The following is a 19,030-nucleotide window of genomic DNA, read 5'->3' as shown; positions in this document are numbered from 1 at the left end:
GACGGGCACCGACCTGTCCGTTCGTGCCCCCTTGATCCCATCGTCGTCGCGCGTGACATCCCTACCACGCCCCGACGATGTCCGCATGCTGGAACGAGCTATCCGGTTCACGAGAGCCACTCCATCATGTAACCTGCACGAAATTTTGCGCAGAGGGCCAACGTCGTCCCTCGGCACTTGCACATGCCACGACGACGACGGGAGAGCCGATGCGCACACCGCGCCAGCCGTCCCAGCACTCCGAGAACGGCCAGAACTGGTCGTTCATGGATGCTCGCCCTGCTGCGCAGGGTATGTACGACCCCCGCAACGAGCACGACGCCTGTGGCGTCGGCTTCGTGGCCACCCTCACCGGTGAGGCGAGCCATGCGCTGGTCGAGCAGGCGCTGACGGTTCTGACCAACCTGGAGCACCGCGGTGCCACCGGCTCCGAGCCCGACTCGGGCGACGGCGCGGGCATCCTCGCCCAGGTCCCCGACGTCTTCTTCCGCGAGGTGGCCGGATTCGAACTGCCCGAGGCGGGCTCCTACGCCGTCGGTATCGCCTTCCTGCCCGAGGAGGACACCGCCGAGGCCGTCGCCCGGATCGAGGCGATCGCCGCGGAGGAGGGCCTGACCGTCCTCGGCTGGCGCGAGGTACCCGTCGCCCCCGAGCTCCTCGGCGCGACCGCCCGCGCCACGATGCCCGTCTTTCGCCAGCTCTTCGTGGCTGGGGGCACCTCCCGGACGGAGTCCGGGGGAGGCGTCAGCAGGGGCATCGACCTGGACCGCACGGCCTTCGTGCTGCGCAAGCGCGCCGAGCGCGAGGCCGACGTGTACTTCCCGTCGCTGTCCGCGCGCACGATCGTCTACAAGGGCATGCTGACCACCGGCCAGCTGGAGCCCTTCTTCCCGGACCTGTCCGACCGCCGGTTCGCCACCGCGATCGCGCTGGTCCACTCGCGCTTCTCCACGAACACCTTCCCGAGCTGGCCGCTCGCCCACCCGTACCGCTTCATCGCGCACAACGGCGAGATCAACACGGTCAAGGGCAACCGCAACTGGATGCGCGCCCGCGAGTCCCAGCTGGTCTCCGACCTGTTCGGTCCCCAGGAGAAGCTGGAGCGGATCTTCCCGATCTGCACGCCGGAGGCGTCCGACTCCGCCTCCTTCGACGAGGTGCTCGAACTCCTGCACCTCGGCGGACGCTCCCTGCCGCACTCCGTGCTGATGATGATCCCGGAGGCGTGGGAGAACCACGACGCCATGGACCCGGAGCGGCGCGCCTTCTACGAGTTCCACTCCACGATGATGGAGCCCTGGGACGGCCCGGCCTGCGTCACCTTCACCGACGGCGTCCAGGTCGGCGCTGTGCTCGACCGCAACGGTCTGCGCCCGGGCCGCTACTGGGTCACCGACGAAGGCCTCGTCGTCCTCGCCTCCGAGGTCGGCGTCCTCGACATCGACCCCGCCAAGGTCGTCCGCAAGGGCCGCCTGCAGCCCGGCCGCATGTTCCTCGTCGACACCACCGAGCACCGCATCATCGAGGACGACGAGATCAAGGCGGCCCTCGCCGCCGAGCAGCCCTACGCGGACTGGGTGGAGGCCGGCGAGATCGAACTGGGCGACCTGCCCGAGCGCGAGCACATCGTGCACACGCACGCCTCGGTCACCCGCCGCCAGCAGACCTTCGGCTACACCGAGGAGGAGCTGCGCGTCATCCTCGCGCCGATGGCCAAGGCCGGCGCCGAGCCGATCGGCTCGATGGGCACCGACTCGCCGATCGCCGCGCTGAGCGAGCGCCCGCGCCTGCTCTTCGACTACTTCACCCAGCTGTTCGCCCAGGTCACCAACCCGCCGCTGGACGCGATCCGCGAAGAGCTGGTCACCTCCCTGCGCTCGTCGCTGGGCCCGCAGGGCAACCTGCTGGAGCCGACCGCGGCCTCCTGCCGCAGCGTCGTGCTGCCGTTCCCGGTGATCGACAACGACGAGCTGGCCAAGCTCATCCACATCAACGCCGACGGCGACATGCCGGGCATGAAGGCCGCCACGCTGTCCGGCCTGTACCGGGTCAGCGGCGGCGGCGACGCCCTCGCCGCGCGCATCGAGGAGATCTGCGCCGAGGCCGACTCCGCGATCGGCAACGGCGCCCGCCTGATCGTCCTCTCCGACCGCCACTCGGACGCCGAGCACGCCCCGATCCCGTCGCTGCTGCTCACCGCGGCCGTCCACCACCACCTCATCCGCACCAAGCAGCGCACCCAGGTGGGCCTGCTGGTCGAGGCCGGCGACGTCCGCGAGGTCCACCACGTCGCCCTGCTCATCGGCTACGGCGCCGCGGCCGTGAACCCGTACCTGGCGATGGAGTCCGTCGAGGACCTGGTCCGGGCCGGAACGTTCCTGCCGGACATCGAGCCCGAGAAGGCCATCCGCAACCTGATCTACGCCCTCGGCAAGGGCGTCCTGAAGGTCATGTCCAAGATGGGCATCTCGACCGTCGCCTCCTACCGCGGCGCCCAGGTCTTCGAGGCCGTCGGCCTCGACGACGCCTTCGTCGAGAAGTACTTCAACGGCACCGCCACCAAGATCGGCGGCGTAGGCATCGACGTCATCGCCGAGGAGGTCGCCGCCCGGCACGCCAAGGCGTACCCCGCCTCCGGCATCGCTCCCGCGCACCGCGCGCTGGAGATCGGCGGCGAGTACCAGTGGCGCCGCGAGGGCGAGCCGCACCTGTTCGACCCGGAGACGATCTTCCGCCTCCAGCACTCCACGCGCACGGCCCGCTACGACGTCTTCAAGAAGTACACGGACCGGGTGAACGAGCAGTCCGAGCGACTGATGACGCTGCGCGGCCTGTTCGGCCTCACGTCCGACCGTGCGCCGATCCCCGTCGACGAGGTCGAGCCGGTCTCCGAGATCGTCAAGCGCTTCTCCACGGGCGCCATGTCGTACGGCTCCATCTCCAAGGAGGCGCACGAGACCCTCGCCATCGCCATGAACCGCCTGGGCGCCAAGTCCAACACCGGTGAGGGCGGCGAGGACCCCGAGCGCCTGTACGACCCGGCGCGCCGCTCCGCGATCAAGCAGGTGGCCTCCGGGCGCTTCGGCGTGACCTCCGAGTACCTGGTCAACGCGGACGACATCCAGATCAAGATGGCCCAGGGCGCCAAGCCCGGCGAGGGCGGCCAGCTGCCCGGCCACAAGGTGTACCCGTGGGTGGCCAAGACCCGTCACTCGACGCCGGGCGTCGGGCTGATCTCGCCGCCGCCGCACCACGACATCTACTCCATCGAGGACCTGGCCCAGCTGATCCACGACCTGAAGAACGCGAACCCGCAGGCGCGGATCCACGTGAAGCTGGTGTCGGAGGTCGGCGTCGGCACGGTCGCCGCGGGTGTCTCCAAGGCGCACGCGGACGTCGTCCTGATCTCGGGCCACGACGGCGGTACGGGCGCCTCCCCGCTGACGTCGCTGAAGCACGCCGGCGGTCCCTGGGAGCTCGGCCTCGCCGAGACCCAGCAGACGCTGCTGCTCAACGGCCTGCGCGACCGCATCGTCGTGCAGACCGACGGCCAGCTCAAGACCGGCCGCGACGTGGTCATCGCCGCGCTGCTCGGCGCCGAGGAGTTCGGTTTCGCGACGGCGCCGCTGGTCGTCTCCGGCTGCGTCATGATGCGCGTCTGCCACCTGGACACCTGCCCGGTCGGCATCGCCACCCAGAACCCGGTGCTGCGCGAGCGCTTCTCCGGCAGGCCCGAGTTCATCGTGAACTTCTTCGAGTTCATCGCGCAGGAGGTCCGCGAGCTCCTCGCGGAGCTGGGCTTCCGCTCCATCGAGGAGGCCGTCGGCCACGCCGAGGTCCTCGACGTGACGCGGGCCGTGACCCACTGGAAGGCGCAGGGCCTGGACCTGGAGCCGCTGTTCCACGTGCCCGAGCTGCCCGAGGGCGCGGTGCGCCACCAGCTCGTCGCCCAGGACCACGGCCTGGAGAAGGCGCTCGACAACGAGCTGATCAAGCTCGCCGCCGACGCCCTCGCCGCGGACTCGGCGAACGACGCCCAGCCGGTGCGCGCCCAGGTCGCGATCCGCAACATCAACCGCACGGTCGGCACCATGCTCGGCCACGAGGTGACGAAGAAGTTCGGCGGCGCGGGCCTGCCCGACGACACGATCGACATCACCTTCACCGGCTCGGCGGGCCAGTCCTTCGGTGCGTTCCTGCCGCGCGGTGTCACGCTGCGCCTGGAGGGCGACGCCAACGACTACGTCGGCAAGGGCCTGTCCGGCGGCCGTGTGATCGTGCGGCCCGACCGCACCGCCGACCACCTCGCCGAGTACTCGACGATCGCGGGCAACACCATCGCCTACGGCGCGACCGGCGGCGAGATGTTCCTGCGCGGCCGTACCGGCGAACGGTTCTGCGTCCGCAACTCCGGTGCGCTCGTGGTCTCGGAGGGCGCGGGCGACCACGGCTGCGAGTACATGACCGGCGGCCACGCCGTCGTGCTCGGCGAGACGGGCCGCAACTTCGCGGCCGGCATGTCGGGCGGCATCGCCTACGTCATCGACCTCGACCGCGACAACGTCAACGCCGGCAACCTCGACGCCGTCGAGGCGCTGGACGACGCGGACAAGCAGTGGCTGCACGACGTGGTGCGCCGCCACGCCGAGGAGACCGGTTCCACGGTCGCCGGGAAGCTCCTCGCCGAGTGGTCCGTCGCCGTGGACCGCTTCAGCAAGATCATCCCCAGCACGTACAAGGCAGTGCTCGCCGCCAAGGACGCCGCCGAGCGAGCCGGTCTCTCCGAGACCGAGATCACCGAGAAGATGATGGAGGCGGCGACCAATGGCTGATCCCAAGGGCTTCCTGACGCACGGCCGCGAGGTCGCCACGTCCCGCCCGGTGGCCGAGCGCGTCAAGGACTGGAACGAGGTCTACGTTCCCGGCTCGCTGCTGCCGATCATCAGCACGCAGGCCAGCCGGTGCATGGACTGCGGCATCCCGTTCTGCCACAACGGCTGCCCGCTGGGGAACCTGATCCCCGAGTGGAACGACTACGCGTACCGCGAGGACTGGGCCGAGGCGTCGGAGCGGCTGCACGCCACGAACAACTTCCCGGAGTTCACCGGCCGGCTGTGCCCCGCTCCGTGCGAGTCGGCGTGCGTCCTCGGTATCAACCAGCCGCCGGTCACCATCAAGAACGTCGAGGTCTCGATCATCGACAAGGCGTGGGACAGCGGCACCGTGAGGCCGCAGATCCCCGAGCGCCTGTCGGGCAAGACCGTGGCCGTCATCGGCTCCGGGCCCGCGGGCCTGGCCGCGGCCCAGCAGCTGACCCGGGCCGGCCACACGGTCGCGGTGTACGAGCGCGCGGACCGGGTCGGCGGTCTGCTGCGCTACGGCATCCCCGAGTTCAAGATGGAGAAGCGGCACATCAACCGCCGCATCGAGCAGATGCGCGCGGAGGGCACCCGCTTCCGCACGGGCGTCGAGATCGGCCGGGACGTCAAGGCGGCGGACCTGCGCAAGCGGTACGACGCCGTGGTGATCGCGGCGGGCGCGACGACCGCCCGCGACCTGCCGGTGCCCGGCCGGGAGCTCAAGGGCGTGTACCAGGCCATGGAGTACCTGCCGCTGGCCAACAAGGTCCAGGAGGGCGACTACGTCACCTCGCCGATCTCGGCCGAGGGCAAGCACGTGGTCGTGATCGGCGGCGGTGACACGGGCGCGGACTGCGTGGGCACGGCCCACCGGCAGGGCGCGGCCTCCGTCACGCAGCTGGAGATCATGCCCCGTCCGGGCGATGAGCGGAACCCGGTCTCCCAGCCGTGGCCGACCTTCCCGATGCTGTACAAGGTCACCTCCGCGCACGAGGAGGGCGGCGAGCGGGTCTACTCCGTCTCGACGACCCACTTCGAGGGCGACGAGGACGGCAACGTGCAGTGGCTGCACCTGATCGAGGTCGAGTTCGTGGACGGCAGGCTGACGCAGAAGCCGGGCACCGAGCGGAAGATCCCCGCGCAGCTGGTGACGCTGGCGATGGGCTTCACCGGCACCGACCAGGACAACGGCCTGGTGGAGCAGTTCGGCCTGGCGCTGGACGAGCGCGGCAACATCGCGCGCGACGCCGGCTTCCAGACCAACGTCCCGGGTGTGTTCGTGGCCGGTGACGCGGGCCGCGGCCAGTCGCTCATCGTGTGGGCGATCGCCGAGGGCCGCTCGGCGGCGCGCGGCGTCGACCGCTACCTCACGGGCGCCAGCGACCTGCCGGCCCCGGTCCGGCCCACGGACCGCGCGCTGATGGTCTGACGGCCCCGGGCGTGACCTGACGGTCACTCATCCGCGTCCCGTACAACGGTGTACGGACACGGACGGCGCCTGCCCCCACGTCCCCGACCGGACGACGGGGCAGGCGCCGTCGCATGTCCGGGGCCGCCGGGGCCGGGGCTGCCGGGGCCGCCGGGGCCGTTCGGGCCGGCGGTCAGCGACCACCGGTCTGTGTGCAGAGATCGTTGATGATCTTCTGTGCCAGGGCCCGGCCGGAGGCACCGGTCTCGGCCCGGGCCCACACGAGGTACACGTCCCTCTTCCCGTAGGAGGCGGAACGGGCGAGCACCATGCGGTACGTGCCGGCCTCACGCGTGTCCTCGGCGTACCACACCGACGGGCTGACCCGCTTCCACGGGGTGGAGGCGAAGCCGGGGCGGGCGTGCCAGAAGCGGGCGGCGTCGGCGCACGGCCGGACGCAGTGGTGGGAGGCGAGCGACAGCCGGAGGCGGGGGAGGCGTACGCCTTTGGGCCCCGCGGACGTGCAGATCACGGTGCCGTCCTGGGCCGGCGCCTTGCAGTCGATGTACTTCGGCGCCCGGAACACGTAGTCGAAGCCGGGCAGCCGCCAGAGGTGGGACCGCTCGGCCGCACCCCAGTGGGCTCCCACCAGGGTCTGCGGTGTCTGCCGGGAGTAGTGGGCGAACCGGGTGTCCGACGGGAGCCTGGTGCGCGGCAGGTCGCCGAGTGGGCGCTGGGCCGACTGCCGGTGCTTCGGCGCGAGGTGCGCGCGCCGCAGGGCCGCCCGCATGAGGACGCGGGCGACTTCGACGGCCCGGGACTCCTTGGCGAACTCCTCGGTGTAGGTGACCACCACGACCACGTTGGCGACCCTGGCGGCCAGCACGGCGGTGTACTGGTAGCCCTCCATGTGCGCATGCGGCGCGTACCGGGTTCCTTCGAGCGACTCGTCGCCGAGGCCCTTCACCGGGCCGGAGGCGAACGGGACGCCGTGCATCATGGTGGTCGCCGACTGGTACGTGGGGCCGTGGGCGCTCATGCCGGTCACGAACGTCCGCAGATCGACGCTGACGTCCGGACGGAACGGCGACTGCTCGCCGGCCCCGCAGGCGTGCGCGCCGTCCGCGGTCTTCACCGCATCCGACATCACCTGGCCGAGCAGATGATCGTCGAGCAGCGCACACGCCCGGGGCACGGCCGTGTACGGCGCGGGCGGGGCCATGGAGAGCACGCCCATCGGCAGCAGGAGCATGCCCACGACCCCCAACGACGCGACGGCCCTCACCCACGTGGAGAACCGTGCCCGCCACTTCCGTGCCGGCTCCGGTGCGGAGGCCGGCTCGGACGTACGGGCCAGCCGGTTGCGGAGCTCGATGTGCCGGAACCGGTACACCCCGCCCGCCTGCCGCAGGATTCCGCGTGCGTGCGCGTCCCGCAGGAAGGCCATGAGCCGCCAGGGCAGTCGGCCCGTGAGAGCCAGCCAGGACCGGGCCACCGTGTAGCGGCCCCAGGCCGACATCGCCACGCCGTGGCACAGCGAGGCCGCCAGGAAACAGGCGCCCGCGCGCGCCCGGTCGGCCGGGTCCAGGAGGTCGTGCGCCACGATGAGCTGCCACCAGGCAACGGACCAGAGGACGAAGCCGAACAGACTCTTGTGGTGTTCGGCGTACCGTGCGGGACCGAGCAGATCGAAGACCGCCAGGGCGATCGTGGCCTTCCGGTCGGCGACCAGCAGCACCGACGGCTCCGTCGCCTCGGCCGGGTCGGCGGGTCTGCGCAGCGAGCCGGCGAGACGAGCCGTCCGGTGCACGGCGAACCAGACCGTCCCCAGGACCGCCAGCGTGCGGCCGGTGCCGGGAGACAGCAGCACCATGGCCGTGGTGCCGAGTGTCATGCCGCACAGGAAGAACGCCGTACTCGCCCAGTGCCGCCCGCTGCGGACCGCCGTTCGCAGCCGTGCCCCGGACGGCCGGTGGAGCCGCTGGGGCCCGGGGAGCGGCTCGGGGTCCGCCAGGTCCGCGCTCAGCGTGCCGGCCATGACGAGCGCCACGGCCGCGCTGAACGGCAGCCCCACCCACTTGTGCCACGACGGAGTGCCGAAGTGCGCGGTCTGGACGGCCAGCATGATCAGGGCGAACGCCGGCAGCGCCACCAGGATGCGGAGGGCGCGCGGCACCGCCTCGTCGAGGCGCCACCACTCCAGGTCCTGCGTCGCCGAGGCGCGCAGATGCCGGGCGAGGAAACCGGTCCAGCGCCTGGCGTCGTCCGCGGCCCAGGCGGGCCGTCCGGCGCGGTCGTCGAGCGCTCCGCCGTAGGCCGCCGACAGGAAGGTGTCGAACAGGTGCTGCTCGACGGCCGCTCGGGTGGTGAAGCGGCCTGCGGACAGCAGTTCGGCCGGATCGGCGCCCGCGCCGCCGTCGCTGTAGGCGACCCGGGCCAGGCCGATCATCAGCGGAGTGCCGAGGACGGCCCGCAGCACCCGCACCTCACGGCTCTGGTCCGCGGGGTCGTTCAGCCGTCGCAGCACGGGCTCCCACGCGGTACGCGAGGCGTCGTCGCGACTGGTCCTGCGGGCGGTACGGGGAAGGTAGGCGGCGACCTCGTCGGCGGTCAGCGGCTGCAGTTCCACCACGGCGGTCGACGGGAGCACCGTGTTCCCGGCCTCGACGGCCGCCGCGTACTCCTCCGTCCTGCTGGTCAGCAGGAACCGGGCGGGACCCGCGAGGCTGGCCCGTAACTCCCGCAGGGCGCCGGCCTGGGAGGGCCCGGGCAGCTCGTCGAAGCCGTCCAGGACCGGCAGGACGCGCCCCGAGGTGATCAGCGCCAGGGCGAGCGCGTGCGCGCCGGCGCCGCGTCGGGCCACGACCGTGGGATGGTCCGCGGCGATACGGCCGGCCGCCCAGTTCCACAGGCCGTCGTGCCTCGGGTCCCAGGACGCGAGCGGGAAGACCACCGGGACGGGGTCCGCGGAGGCCGGGCCGCGTGCCCCCACGAGCCTACGGGCGAGGTGGAGGGCCAGCACCGACTTCCCGGCACCGGGGCCGCCGAGCACCACGAGCCGTTGCACGGGCAGGGAGGTGAACAGGCCGGCGATCTCGTCGAAGCGGCCGTCCACCTCCAGGGGCGGGCCGGCGCCGTGGCCGTCCGGCGACGCGGGCCCGGCCCGGCGGATGTTGGGCCAGTGGTCGGTGAGCAGCGGGTCCGCGGCCGTCCAGCGCACGGGGATGGGGAAGGGGTCGTGGATGCGCGACAGCCGCTCGTCGCGGTCGTAACGGTCCTTCAGCACCTCGGCCAGCTCGTCGGTGGCCCGCTCCAGCTCCGCGACCGACGGCCGGTGCTCCGGGCGTCTTTGGGCGTGCAGATCCCACAGCGCCAGCAGCTCCACGCACACGGCGGCCGCCAGGCACAGCACCCCCACGGCCGCCGCCGCCCCGGGGGCCACGGCGGAAGACCGGTAGCGGCCCAGCAGGAGCAGCGCGCCACCACCGCACGCGAGCCCGACCGCCGAGATCTGCCGCAGCCGCCATGCGAGCGCCCGGGGCCGGGGCGGCGGGACGTGGAAGTGCACGTGCCCGATGTGCTGTGCCTGCACCACGTGCTCGAATCGGCCACCGTGGATCCGGTTGTCCCCCACTCCGCCAGCGTACTGAACTCCCTTCCCAGCGGCCCCGGTTCGCGTCCGGGCAGGAGGTGTCCGGGCGGGGCGCACGGTTCGCGGAACCGCGGGAGGGCGGTGGCGTAGCCTCTCGGCACCCGTCCCCCGCGACCGAAGGGAGTCCCATGGCCGCCATCAGCCTCGCCAAGGTGGAGGAGGCCGCGCCCGCGCTGGTCGGCCTCTACAAGAGCGCCGGGGTCTCGCTGCGCAAGCACGGACTGGGCGGGCAGCGGGCGGCCGTCTATCTGGTGGTCGACCACTCCGGGTCCATGAAGCCGTACTACAAGGACGGCAGCGTGCAGGCGCTCGCCGACCGGGTGCTCGGGCTGTCCGCGCACCTCGACGACGACGGGAGCGTGCCGGTCGTCTTCTTCTCCACGGACATCGACGCGGTCACCGACATCTCCCTCGCCGACCACCGGGGCAGGATCGACCGGATCGTGGCCGGGCTCGGGCACATGGGCAAGACCAGCTACCACCTGGCGATGGACGCCGTCATCGACCACTACCTCGACAGCGGCTCCAAGGACCCCGCGCTCGTCGTCTTCCAGACCGACGGCGGTCCCGTCAACAAGCTCGCCGCGGAACGGTACCTGTGCAAGGCGGCCCGGCTGCCGATGTTCTGGCAGTTCATCGGGTTCGGGGACCCCGGCAGCAAGCAGTTCGACTTTCTGCGCAGGCTCGACGAACTGGCCGTGCCGCACAGGCGCGTCGTCGACAACGCCGGGTTCTTCCACGCCGGCCCGGACCCGCGGGAGGTGTCCGACGACGCGTTGTACGACCGTCTGGTGGGCGAGTTCCCGCAGTGGCTGGCGGCGGCGCGGGCGCAGGGGATCATGGCACCGGGGTGAGCCGGCGGGCCGGACGGGCGGCGCGCTCTCACGGGCCCGGGCGGACGGCGTCGACGACGGCGGCCCGGCACTGCGCCGGCGTCCCCCACGCGGTGAGCAGCGTACGGGCCTTCGTCAGCCACAGGGACAGGTCGTACTCGGCGGTGTAGCCGATCGCCCCGTGCAACTGGAGGGCGGTCCGGGCGGTGGCGTAGGCCGCCTCGCAGGCCGCGACCTTGGCGGCCGCGACGTCCCCGGGGCTCATCGACAGGGCGGCGCCGAAGAGCAGCGGCCGCGCGAACTCCAGAGCGGTCTTCGCGTCGGCCAGCCGATGCCTGACCGCCTGGAACGAGCCGATGGGCACACCGAACTGGACCCGCTGCCTGACGTACGCGACGGTTCTGTCGAGCAGGGTGAGGCCGACGCCCAGGGCCTGGGCCGCGGTGGCCAGACGGGCCCAGGCGAGGGCGCCGGACGGGACTGCGGGGGACAGGAGCCGGCCGCCGGGGAGCGGGGTGGCCAGCCTGCGGGCCGGATCCAGCGACGGCCGGACCTCCGGCCGGCAGCCGGGGGACAGCCACACCTCCCCGCCGGTGAGGGCGAGTACGGCGTCGGCCGCGTCACCGTCCAGCGCGTACGGCGCGCCGACCGTGACCATCACCCGGCCCGCGGCCGTCCCGGGCAGCAGCCGCTCGGCCTGCTCGGGCGCCCCCGCGAGCAGGGCCGCCGCGAGCACCGTCTCCACCACCGGCCCCGGTACCGCATGGCGGCCCAGCTCCACGAAGGCCACGGCGAGTTCGACGGGAAGCGGGCCCAGCCCCTCGTACGCTTCCGGGACCGCCAGCGCGAAGACGCCCGCCTCGCCGAGCCGGGACCACAGCGCCCGTCCGGCCGTGTGGTCGCCGGTACTCCATGACCGTACGACCGCCGGTGTGTCCGCGGCGGTCAGCAGGGCGTCCAGCGAGCGGGCGAAGGCGCGCTGTTCGCCGGTGAGCAGGAAACGCATCAGCGGCGGCCCTTCGGCAGGCCGAGCAGGCGCTCGGCGATGATGTCGCGCTGGATCTCGTTGGTGCCGGCGTAGATGGGGCCCGCGAGGGAGAAGACATAGCCTTCCGCCCAGCCGGTGTCCGCCGACTCGCCCTCCGCGCCCAGCAGTTCGAGCGCCGTCTCGTGCAGCGCTATGTCGTACTGCGACCAGAACACCTTGTTCATGCTGGACTCCGGGCCGATGGCCTCGCCGTCGAGGAAGCGGGACGCGCCCGCGTAGGTGAACAACTGGTACGCCCGGGCCCCGATCACCGCGTCGGCCACCCGGTCCCGCGCCTCGACGGGGCATCCCCGGGCGTGCCACAGCTCGACCAGCCGGCCGGCGGCGGCCAGGAAACGGCCGGGTGAGCGCAGCGTGAGCCCGCGCTCGTTGCCCGCCGTCGACATGGCGATCCGCCAGCCCCGGCCCGGCTCGCCGATCACGTCCTCGTCGGGCACGAAGACGTCGTCCAGGAACAGCTCGGCGAAGGCCGGCTTGCCGTCGAGACGGCCGATCGGCCGTACCGTCACCCCGGGCGCGCGCAGGTCGAACATGAGGTAGGTGAGGCCCTGGTGCGGCCTGGGCGCCTCCGGGTCGCTGCGGAACAGCCCGAACGCGCGGTCGGCGAAGGCCGCCCGCGACGACCACGTCTTCTGACCCCGCAGCAGCCACCCGCCCTCCGTGCGGACCGCCTTCGACGTCAGCGACGCCAGGTCCGAGCCCGCCTCCGGCTCGGACCACGCCTGCGCCCAGACCACCTCGCCCGACGCCATCGGCGGCAGGACACGCGCCCGCTGCTCCTGCGTGCCGTACTCGAAGAGGGTCGGCGCCAGCAGGTTGATGCCGTTCTGGCCGACGCGGCCCGGCGCGCCCGCCGCGTAGTACTCCTCCTCGAAGACCAGCCAGCGCACCAGCCCCGCGTCCCGTCCGCCGTACGCGGCCGGCCAGGACACCACCGACCAGCGGTCCGCGGCGAGTTCGGCCTCCCACGCGCGGTGCGCCGCGAAGCCCTCCTCGGTCTCCAGGGAGGGCAGCGGGACGGCGGGCACGTGCGCGGCGAGCCAGGCGCGGGCCTGCGCGCGGAAGCCCTCGTCGGCGGGGGAGTGCGTGAGGTCCACGGTCACCGTCCTTCCCTAACAAGTGTTTGGTAGGTTAGCGTGGGCCCATGACAGACGTCGAGAGTCCGTCGTACGTACCCGGCCACGGGCTGCTGAAGGGCCGCACCGCCGTCATCACCGCGGCGGCCGGGGCGGGGATCGGAGGGGCGACGGCGTGCCGGTTCCTGGAAGAGGGCGCACGGGTGGTGATCAGCGATGCTCATGTGCGCCGGCTCAAGGAGTACGAGGCGGAGCTGGGCCGGCGGTTCGCCGGGGCGGTGGCGGCGGTCCCCTGCGACGTCACCGACGAGGCCCAGGTGCGGGCCCTCTTCGACACGGCCGTCCAGATGCACGGGCGCCTCGACATCGTCGTCAACAACGCCGGCCTGGGCGGCACGGCCCCCCTCGCCGACATGACCGACGAGCAGTGGACGACGGTGCTGGACGTGACCCTGAACGGCACGTTCCGCTGCACCCGGGCGGCCCTGCGCGCGATGAGGGAGACGGGCGGCGGCGTGATCGTCAACAACGCCTCCGTGATCGGCTGGCGCGCCCAGGCCGGCCAGGCCCACTACGCCGCCGCGAAGGCGGGCGTCATGGCCCTGACCCGGTGCGCGGCGATCGAGGCGGCCCCGTACGGGGTGCGGGTGAACGCCGTCGCGCCGAGCCTCGCCATGCACCCGCACCTGGTGAAGGTGACGACGCCCGAGCTGCTGGAGGAGCTGACCGCGCGGGAGGCCTTCGGGCGCTACGCACAGCCGTGGGAGGTCGCCAACGTGATCGTCTTCCTGGCGTCCGGCTACTCCTCGTACATGACCGGCGAGGTGGTCGCCGTCAGCAGCCAGCACGCCTAGGACGACAATGGATCCGTGCCGACCAAGAAGAAGCCCCAGGTGACCGCCGCGCCGGCCCGCCGTCGTGAACTCCTCGACACCGCCGCCGAGGTCTTCGCCGAGCAGGGCTACAACGCCACCACCGTCCGCACGATCGCGGATCACGCCGGGATGCTCGCGGGCAGCCTCTACTACCACTTCGACTCCAAGGAGTCGATGCTGGAGGAGATCCTGCGCACGTTCCTGGACGAGCTGTGGAACGGCTACGACACCGTCCTGGACGCCGGACTCGGTCCGCGGGAGACGCTTGAGGCACTGGTCACCGAGTCCTTCCGGGAGATCGACCGGCACCGCGCGGCCGTCGCGATCTACCAGAAGGAGTCCAGGCAGCTGGCGGCGCAGGAACGGTTCGCGTTCCTCGCCGAATCGCAGCGCAAGTTCGAGAAGGCATGGCTGTCCACGCTGGAGCGCGGGGTCGCCGCCCGGGTGTTCCGGTCCGACCTCGACGTCCGGCTCACCTACCGGTTCGTGCGCGACACGGTGTGGGTCGCGGCGTCCTGGTACCGGCCCGGCGGACAGCACAGCCCGGAGGAGATCGCCCGGCAGTACCTGTCGATGGTGCTCGACGGAATCGCCGTGCGCACCTAGTCGCATCCGAACGGCCGTCCCATGTGGAGGAGTTGACCATGGCCGAGGCATACATCGTCGAAGCGGTCCGCACGCCCGTCGGGCGGCGCGGGGGTGGCCTGAGCGGGGTCCATCCGGCGGACCTGGGCGCGCATGTGCTGGGGGCCCTGATGGCGCGCTCCGGCATCGACCCGGCCGCCGTGGAGGACGTCGTCTTCGGCTGCCTGGACACGGTGGGGCCGCAGGCCGGGGACATCGCCCGCACCTGCTGGCTGGCGGCCGGGCTGCCCGAGGAGGTGCCGGGTGTGACGGTGGACCGCCAGTGCGGCTCCTCGCAGCAGGCCGTGCACTTCGCGGCGCAGGCCGTGCTCTCCGGCACCCAGGACCTGGTGGTCGCGGGTGGTGTCCAGAACATGTCGCAGATCCCGATCGCCTTCGCCTCCCGCCAGGCCGCCGAACCGCTGGGGCTCACCCAGGGGCCGTTCGCGGGCAGCGAGGGGTGGCGGGCCCGCTACGGCGACCAGCCCGTCAACCAGTTCCACGGCGCCGAACTGATCGCCGCCAAGTGGGGCATCAGCCGGCGCGACCAGGAGGAGTTCGCGCTGCGCTCCCACCGGCGGGCCCTGAGGGCGATCGACGAGGGCCGCTTCGACCGTGAGGTCGTCGCCCACCGGGATGTCACGGCCGACGAGGGCCCGCGCCGGGACACCTCGCTGGAGAAGATGGCCGCGCTGAAGCCGGTCCTCGACGGCGGCACCATCACCGCCGCCTGCTCCTCGCAGGTCTCCGACGGAGCGGCGGCCCTGCTGCTGGCCTCCGAGCGGGCGGTACGGGAACACGGCCTGACCCCGCGCGCCCGGGTCCACCACCTCTCGGCGCGCGGCGAGGACCCCATCCGCATGCTGTCGGCGCCGATCCCGGCGACCGCGCACGCGCTGAAGAAGACCGGCCTCACCATCGACGACATCGACCTCGTCGAGATCAACGAGGCGTTCGCCCCGGTCGTCCTCGCCTGGCTGAAGGAGACCGGGGCCGACCCGGAGAAGGTCAACGTCAACGGCGGCGCCATCGCGCTCGGCCACCCCCTGGGCGCCACGGGCGCCAAGCTGATGACCACCCTGCTGCACGAACTGGAGCGCACCGGCGGCCGCTACGGACTGCAGACGATGTGCGAGGGGGGCGGCCAGGCGAACGTGACGATCATCGAGCGGCTCTGAGGGATCCCAGCGACGCCAGCGCCTCCTCCGCCTCCGCCATGATCCGCTCCACCAGCTCCGCGCACGAGGGCAGGTCACCTATCACCCCGGCGACCTGCCCGGACGCCATCACCCCGAGGTCCGTCCGCCCCTCCACCATGGCGGCCCTGAGCAGCATCGGCGTGTTCGCGGCGAGCAGGACCTGGCTCCAGGTCAGGTCCTTGCCGTGCCTCAGCGCGAGGCCGTCGCGGACCATCCGCCGCCACGTCAGGCCCGACAGCCTCCGGAAGCCGGACGCCCGGCGCACCGCGTGCAGCAGCGCCCGCGCACGGCCCGCGCGCTCCAGCGCGTCGACGAGCGGGGTGCGCAGCATACGGTGCGGCAGTCCGTCGACCGCCCTCGTCACGGTGACGTCCTTCACGGTCGCCGCCAGATATCTCGCCTTCACCGGGTCCGGCACCGTCGAGTCCGAGGTGAGCAGGAACCGCGTGCCCATCGCCACCCCCGACGCCCCGTACGCCAGCGCCGCCACCAGCCCCCGCCCGTCGTGGAAGCCGCCCGCCGCCACCACCGGGATGTCCACCGCGTCCACCACCTGCGGCAGCAGCACGGTCGTCGCCACCTCACCGGTGTGACCGCCGCCCTCGCCGCCCTGCACGATCACCGCGTCCGCACCCCAGGCGGCCACCTTCTCCGCGTGCCGCCGGGCGCCCACGGACGGCATCACGATCACGTCCGCCGCCTTCAGCCCGGCGATCAGCTCACGGGAGGGTGCCAGCGCGAAGGACGCCACCCGCACGCCCTCCTCGACGAGGATCCGCACCCGGTCGGCCGCGTCCGAGGCGTCCGCGCGCAGATTCACCCCGAACGGCGCGTCCGTACGCGACCGGACCTCCCGTATCGCCTCCCGCAGCCGGTCGAGCGTCATGGTCGCGGAGGCCAGGATGCCCAGCGCGCCCGCGTTCGCCGTGGCGGACACCAGCCGCGGCCCGGCCACCCAGCCCATGCCCGTCTGGACGACCGGGTGCCGGATGCCGACGAGCCGGGTGAGCGCGGTGTCCATCAGCGTCCTCCGCTCTCGGCGGACCGATCGGGAACCTCACGCTCCCGTGTCCCCCGCGGATCGATCACCTCGCGGATCAGCCGCAGCTCGTCCGGCGTCGGTTCGCGGGTGTACGGCACCTCGTCCGGGACCGTCAGCTCGAAGCCCGTCGCCTCGCGCACCTCCTCCACCGTCACCCCCGGGTGCAGCGAGGCCAGCCGCATCGACCGGTCCGGGGTGGCGAAGTCGAAGACGCCGAGGTCGGACACCACGCGCGGGATGCGGTGGAAGCGGGCGGAGGCCGGGTGCCGGGCCGCCCGGTCGTACCCCACCCCGCACACCATGTCGACCCGCTCGACGAACACCCTCCGCGAGTGCCGCGGTATCCAGTAACTGGTCGGGTTGTTGAGGGTGTTCACCGGTGCGCCGCGCACCCCCAGCAGCTGCCGTCGGGGCCGTGCCCAGTCGCCGACGCACGAGATGTTCTGGTTGCCGAAGCGGTCGATCTGGCTCGCACCCATCATCACGTGCCGCCGGCCACCGGTGACCAGCGCCAGATGCTGCCGGTAGGGCAGCCAGCCCTCCACCGTTCCGTCGAGGCCCACGAGCATCGCCTCGCCGTCGGTGAGCAGCAGGTCCGGGGAGAAGGTGTGCCTGGCGAGGCGCGCCCCGACGGACGGGACCGGGCCCATGGGGCTGGCGAGGATCTCCCCCGCGCCGCGCCATGCCTCGGCACAGGCGATCACGCAGTACTCGGCGCGGGTCGCTCCGCTCATGACCGCTCCTTGTGCCAGGCCCGGACGGCCGACTGATAGGTCTGTTCGTCCCCGGCGAGGAACCGCTCGGCGAACCGGGGCCACTCCGTGGTCGCGTAGTGCTTCTGGAAGGGCTCGTCCCGGTCGTGGTCGGGTGCGCAGGACGTGAAGTGCGCGCCGTTCGGCGTCTCGACCACGCCGGTCACGGTGTGCCGCTTGACGAGCAGGGTGTGCGGCGCCGCCTCCTTCGTCAGCTCCGCCGTGTCCACGATCCGCTCGCACGAGACGTACGCCGCGTCGGCGGCCTCGCAGAACAGGTCGTCGAAGTAGGGATCCGGGCCCAGGTACTGGCCGTTGCCCAGCCGGTCGGCACGGTTGACATGGACCAGGGCGGCGTCCATCCGCAGCGCGGGCATGGCCACGAACTCCTCGCGGGCACCGGGCCCGCCCCCGCCGGGAGCGACGGCATCCCCGGGCGCGTCCGGGCGGGCCCGGCGCGCGAACGGCCCCCCGTCCTCGTACGGTGACGTGACCGTCCGCAGGCCGGGGTTGACCCGCATCACGTCCGAGCCGATGCCCGCCCGCACCGGCAGGAACGGCAGCCGGTTGGCCGCCGCGTGCAGCCCCCACATGAACATCGCCTCGTCGATCTCCACCAGTTCGAAGGCGCCGCTCTCGCGCGCCGCCCGGACGTGCGGTTCGAGCGGGATCGAGTCGAGGGTCGCGAAGGCGGCGACCAGGGTGCGGATCCGTCCGGCGGCCGCGAGCATGCCGACGTCCGGGCCGCCGTAGGAGACGACCGTCAGATCGGTGACCTCCGAGCGGAGCAGCGCCCGCACCAGGGCCATCGGCTTGCGGCGCGAACCCCAGCCGCCGATGCCGAGGGTCATGCCGCTCTCCAGCCGGGAGACGACCTCGTCGGCGGTCATCGTCTTGTCGCCCATCTACGCCCCCTTTGTCCCGAAGGTGTCCCTGATACGGCCGGCCACGCCGCTCAGGTTCGCCTCGAAGGTGAAGCCCTGCTCGAAGCGGTAGCTACGGCGGACATCGACCGGGTCGATGCCGTTGATCGCGGCCTTGGCGAGACGGAGCAGCTCGCCGTCCTTGGCGGCGATCTCGCGGGCCAGCTCCAGGGCGGCCGCGCGCAGCCCCTCCCGCGGTACGACCCGCCACACCGAGCCGTGCGCGTGCAGTTCGGCCGCCGTCGCCGTCCGCGCGGTGTAGTACAGGGCGCGCATCAGGTGCGGGGGGACCAGCCGCGCCAGGTGGGTGGCCGCGCCCAGTGCCCCGCGGTCCAGCTCGGGCAGCCCGAAGACGGCGTCCTCGCTCGCCACGATCGCGTCCGCGTTGCCCGCCAGTCCTATCCCGCCGCCCAGGCAGAAGCCCTGCACGGCCGCCACGACCGGCACCTCGCACTCGTACACCGCCGCGAACGCCTCGAAGCATCCGCGGTTGGCCCCTATGAGCGCCTCGCTGCCCCGGGCCTGTATCTCCTTGATGTCCACGCCCGCGTTGAAACCGCGCCCCTCGGCGGCCAGCACGACACAGCGGACCTCCGGGTCGCGGCCCGCCGACCGCACGACATCGGCCAGGGCGAACCAGCCGCCCACCGGCAGCGCGTTCACCGGTGGGAAGTCGACCGTGACGACCGCGATCCCTTTTTCCGGGCACGAGGTGGAGACACCCATGGACACATCAGCT

13 protein-coding genes are annotated in these 19,030 nt (G+C 72.5%); 6 read left to right on the top strand and 7 right to left on the bottom strand.

Annotation, left to right across the window (positions count from 1 at the left end):
* Nucleotides 1–209: 209 nt before the first annotated feature.
* A complete protein-coding gene (gene gltB / locus ACZ79I_RS09460) occupies nt 210–4,832 on the top strand; it encodes a glutamate synthase large subunit (RefSeq protein ID WP_471495980.1) in 4,623 nt (1,540 codons plus the stop codon).
* A complete protein-coding gene (locus ACZ79I_RS09455; protein WP_471495978.1) occupies nt 4,825–6,288 on the top strand; it encodes a glutamate synthase subunit beta in 1,464 nt (487 codons plus the stop codon). Before gltB ends, ACZ79I_RS09455 begins: the two co-directional genes overlap by 8 nt.
* 172 nt (nt 6,289–6,460) lie before the next feature.
* Here ACZ79I_RS09455 and ACZ79I_RS09450 read toward each other — a convergent pair whose 3' ends face one another.
* Nucleotides 6,461–9,901, bottom strand: coding sequence for an NACHT domain-containing protein (locus ACZ79I_RS09450; RefSeq protein ID WP_471495976.1), 3,441 nt, complete (start codon nt 9,899–9,901; stop codon nt 6,461–6,463).
* A gap of 146 nt (nt 9,902–10,047) precedes the next feature.
* Here ACZ79I_RS09450 and ACZ79I_RS09445 point away from each other — a divergent pair, with 146 nt between their 5' ends.
* Entirely contained in the window at nt 10,048–10,773 is a 726-nt protein-coding gene (locus ACZ79I_RS09445; protein ID WP_471495974.1) for a vWA domain-containing protein, read from the top strand.
* A gap of 28 nt (nt 10,774–10,801) precedes the next feature.
* On the opposite strand, the gene ACZ79I_RS09440 is transcribed toward ACZ79I_RS09445, so the two are convergent.
* A complete protein-coding gene (locus tag ACZ79I_RS09440; RefSeq protein ID WP_471495972.1) occupies nt 10,802–11,758 on the bottom strand; it encodes an acyl-CoA dehydrogenase family protein in 957 nt (318 codons plus the stop codon).
* Nucleotides 11,758–12,897: an acyl-CoA dehydrogenase family protein gene (locus tag ACZ79I_RS09435; protein WP_471495971.1), complete on the bottom strand. Its 1,140-nt coding sequence runs from the start codon at nt 12,895–12,897 to the stop codon at nt 11,758–11,760. Before ACZ79I_RS09435 ends, ACZ79I_RS09440 begins: the two co-directional genes overlap by 1 nt.
* A gap of 47 nt (nt 12,898–12,944) precedes the next feature.
* On the opposite strand from ACZ79I_RS09435, the gene ACZ79I_RS09430 reads away from it, so the two are divergent.
* Genes ACZ79I_RS09430 through ACZ79I_RS09420 form a run of 3 tightly spaced genes read left to right on the top strand, consistent with a single transcriptional unit; the run spans nt 12,945 to nt 15,553 of the window.
* Nucleotides 12,945–13,730: an SDR family oxidoreductase gene (locus ACZ79I_RS09430; RefSeq protein WP_471495969.1), complete on the top strand. Its 786-nt coding sequence runs from the start codon at nt 12,945–12,947 to the stop codon at nt 13,728–13,730.
* A 15-nt stretch (nt 13,731–13,745) separates the two neighbouring features.
* The gene (locus ACZ79I_RS09425; protein ID WP_471495967.1) at nt 13,746–14,357 is read left to right on the top strand and encodes a TetR/AcrR family transcriptional regulator; all 612 of its coding nucleotides are present in this window, start codon (nt 13,746–13,748) and stop codon (nt 14,355–14,357) included.
* Between the two features lie 38 nt (nt 14,358–14,395).
* On the top strand, nt 14,396–15,553 hold the full coding sequence (locus tag ACZ79I_RS09420; protein WP_471495966.1) for an acetyl-CoA C-acetyltransferase: 1,158 nt from the start codon (nt 14,396–14,398) through the stop codon (nt 15,551–15,553).
* Here the strand turns inward: ACZ79I_RS09420 and ACZ79I_RS09415 are convergent.
* The 4 genes from ACZ79I_RS09415 to ACZ79I_RS09400 are packed head-to-tail and all read right to left on the bottom strand — an operon-like array spanning nt 15,537 to nt 19,017.
* A complete protein-coding gene (locus tag ACZ79I_RS09415; RefSeq protein ID WP_471495964.1) occupies nt 15,537–16,595 on the bottom strand; it encodes an NAD(P)H-dependent flavin oxidoreductase in 1,059 nt (352 codons plus the stop codon). The genes ACZ79I_RS09420 and ACZ79I_RS09415 overlap by 17 nt on opposite strands.
* On the bottom strand, nt 16,595–17,350 hold the full coding sequence (locus ACZ79I_RS09410; RefSeq protein WP_471495962.1) for a CoA-transferase subunit beta: 756 nt from the start codon (nt 17,348–17,350) through the stop codon (nt 16,595–16,597). Before ACZ79I_RS09410 ends, ACZ79I_RS09415 begins: the two co-directional genes overlap by 1 nt.
* Nucleotides 17,347–18,273 (bottom strand): CoA transferase subunit A, encoded by a 927-nt coding sequence (locus ACZ79I_RS09405; protein ID WP_471495960.1) that lies wholly within the window; start codon nt 18,271–18,273, stop codon nt 17,347–17,349. The genes ACZ79I_RS09410 and ACZ79I_RS09405 overlap by 4 nt, the downstream gene beginning before the upstream one ends.
* Nucleotides 18,274–19,017, bottom strand: a complete 744-nt coding sequence (locus tag ACZ79I_RS09400) for an enoyl-CoA hydratase family protein (RefSeq protein ID WP_471495958.1) — start codon at nt 19,015–19,017, stop codon at nt 18,274–18,276.
* Nucleotides 19,018–19,030 lie beyond the last annotated feature (13 nt).

Source organism: Streptomyces sp. PSU-S4-23 (assembly GCF_055632315.1).
Note: the sequence above shows the minus strand (reverse complement) of the source record. Positions and strands in the feature narration are given on the sequence as shown.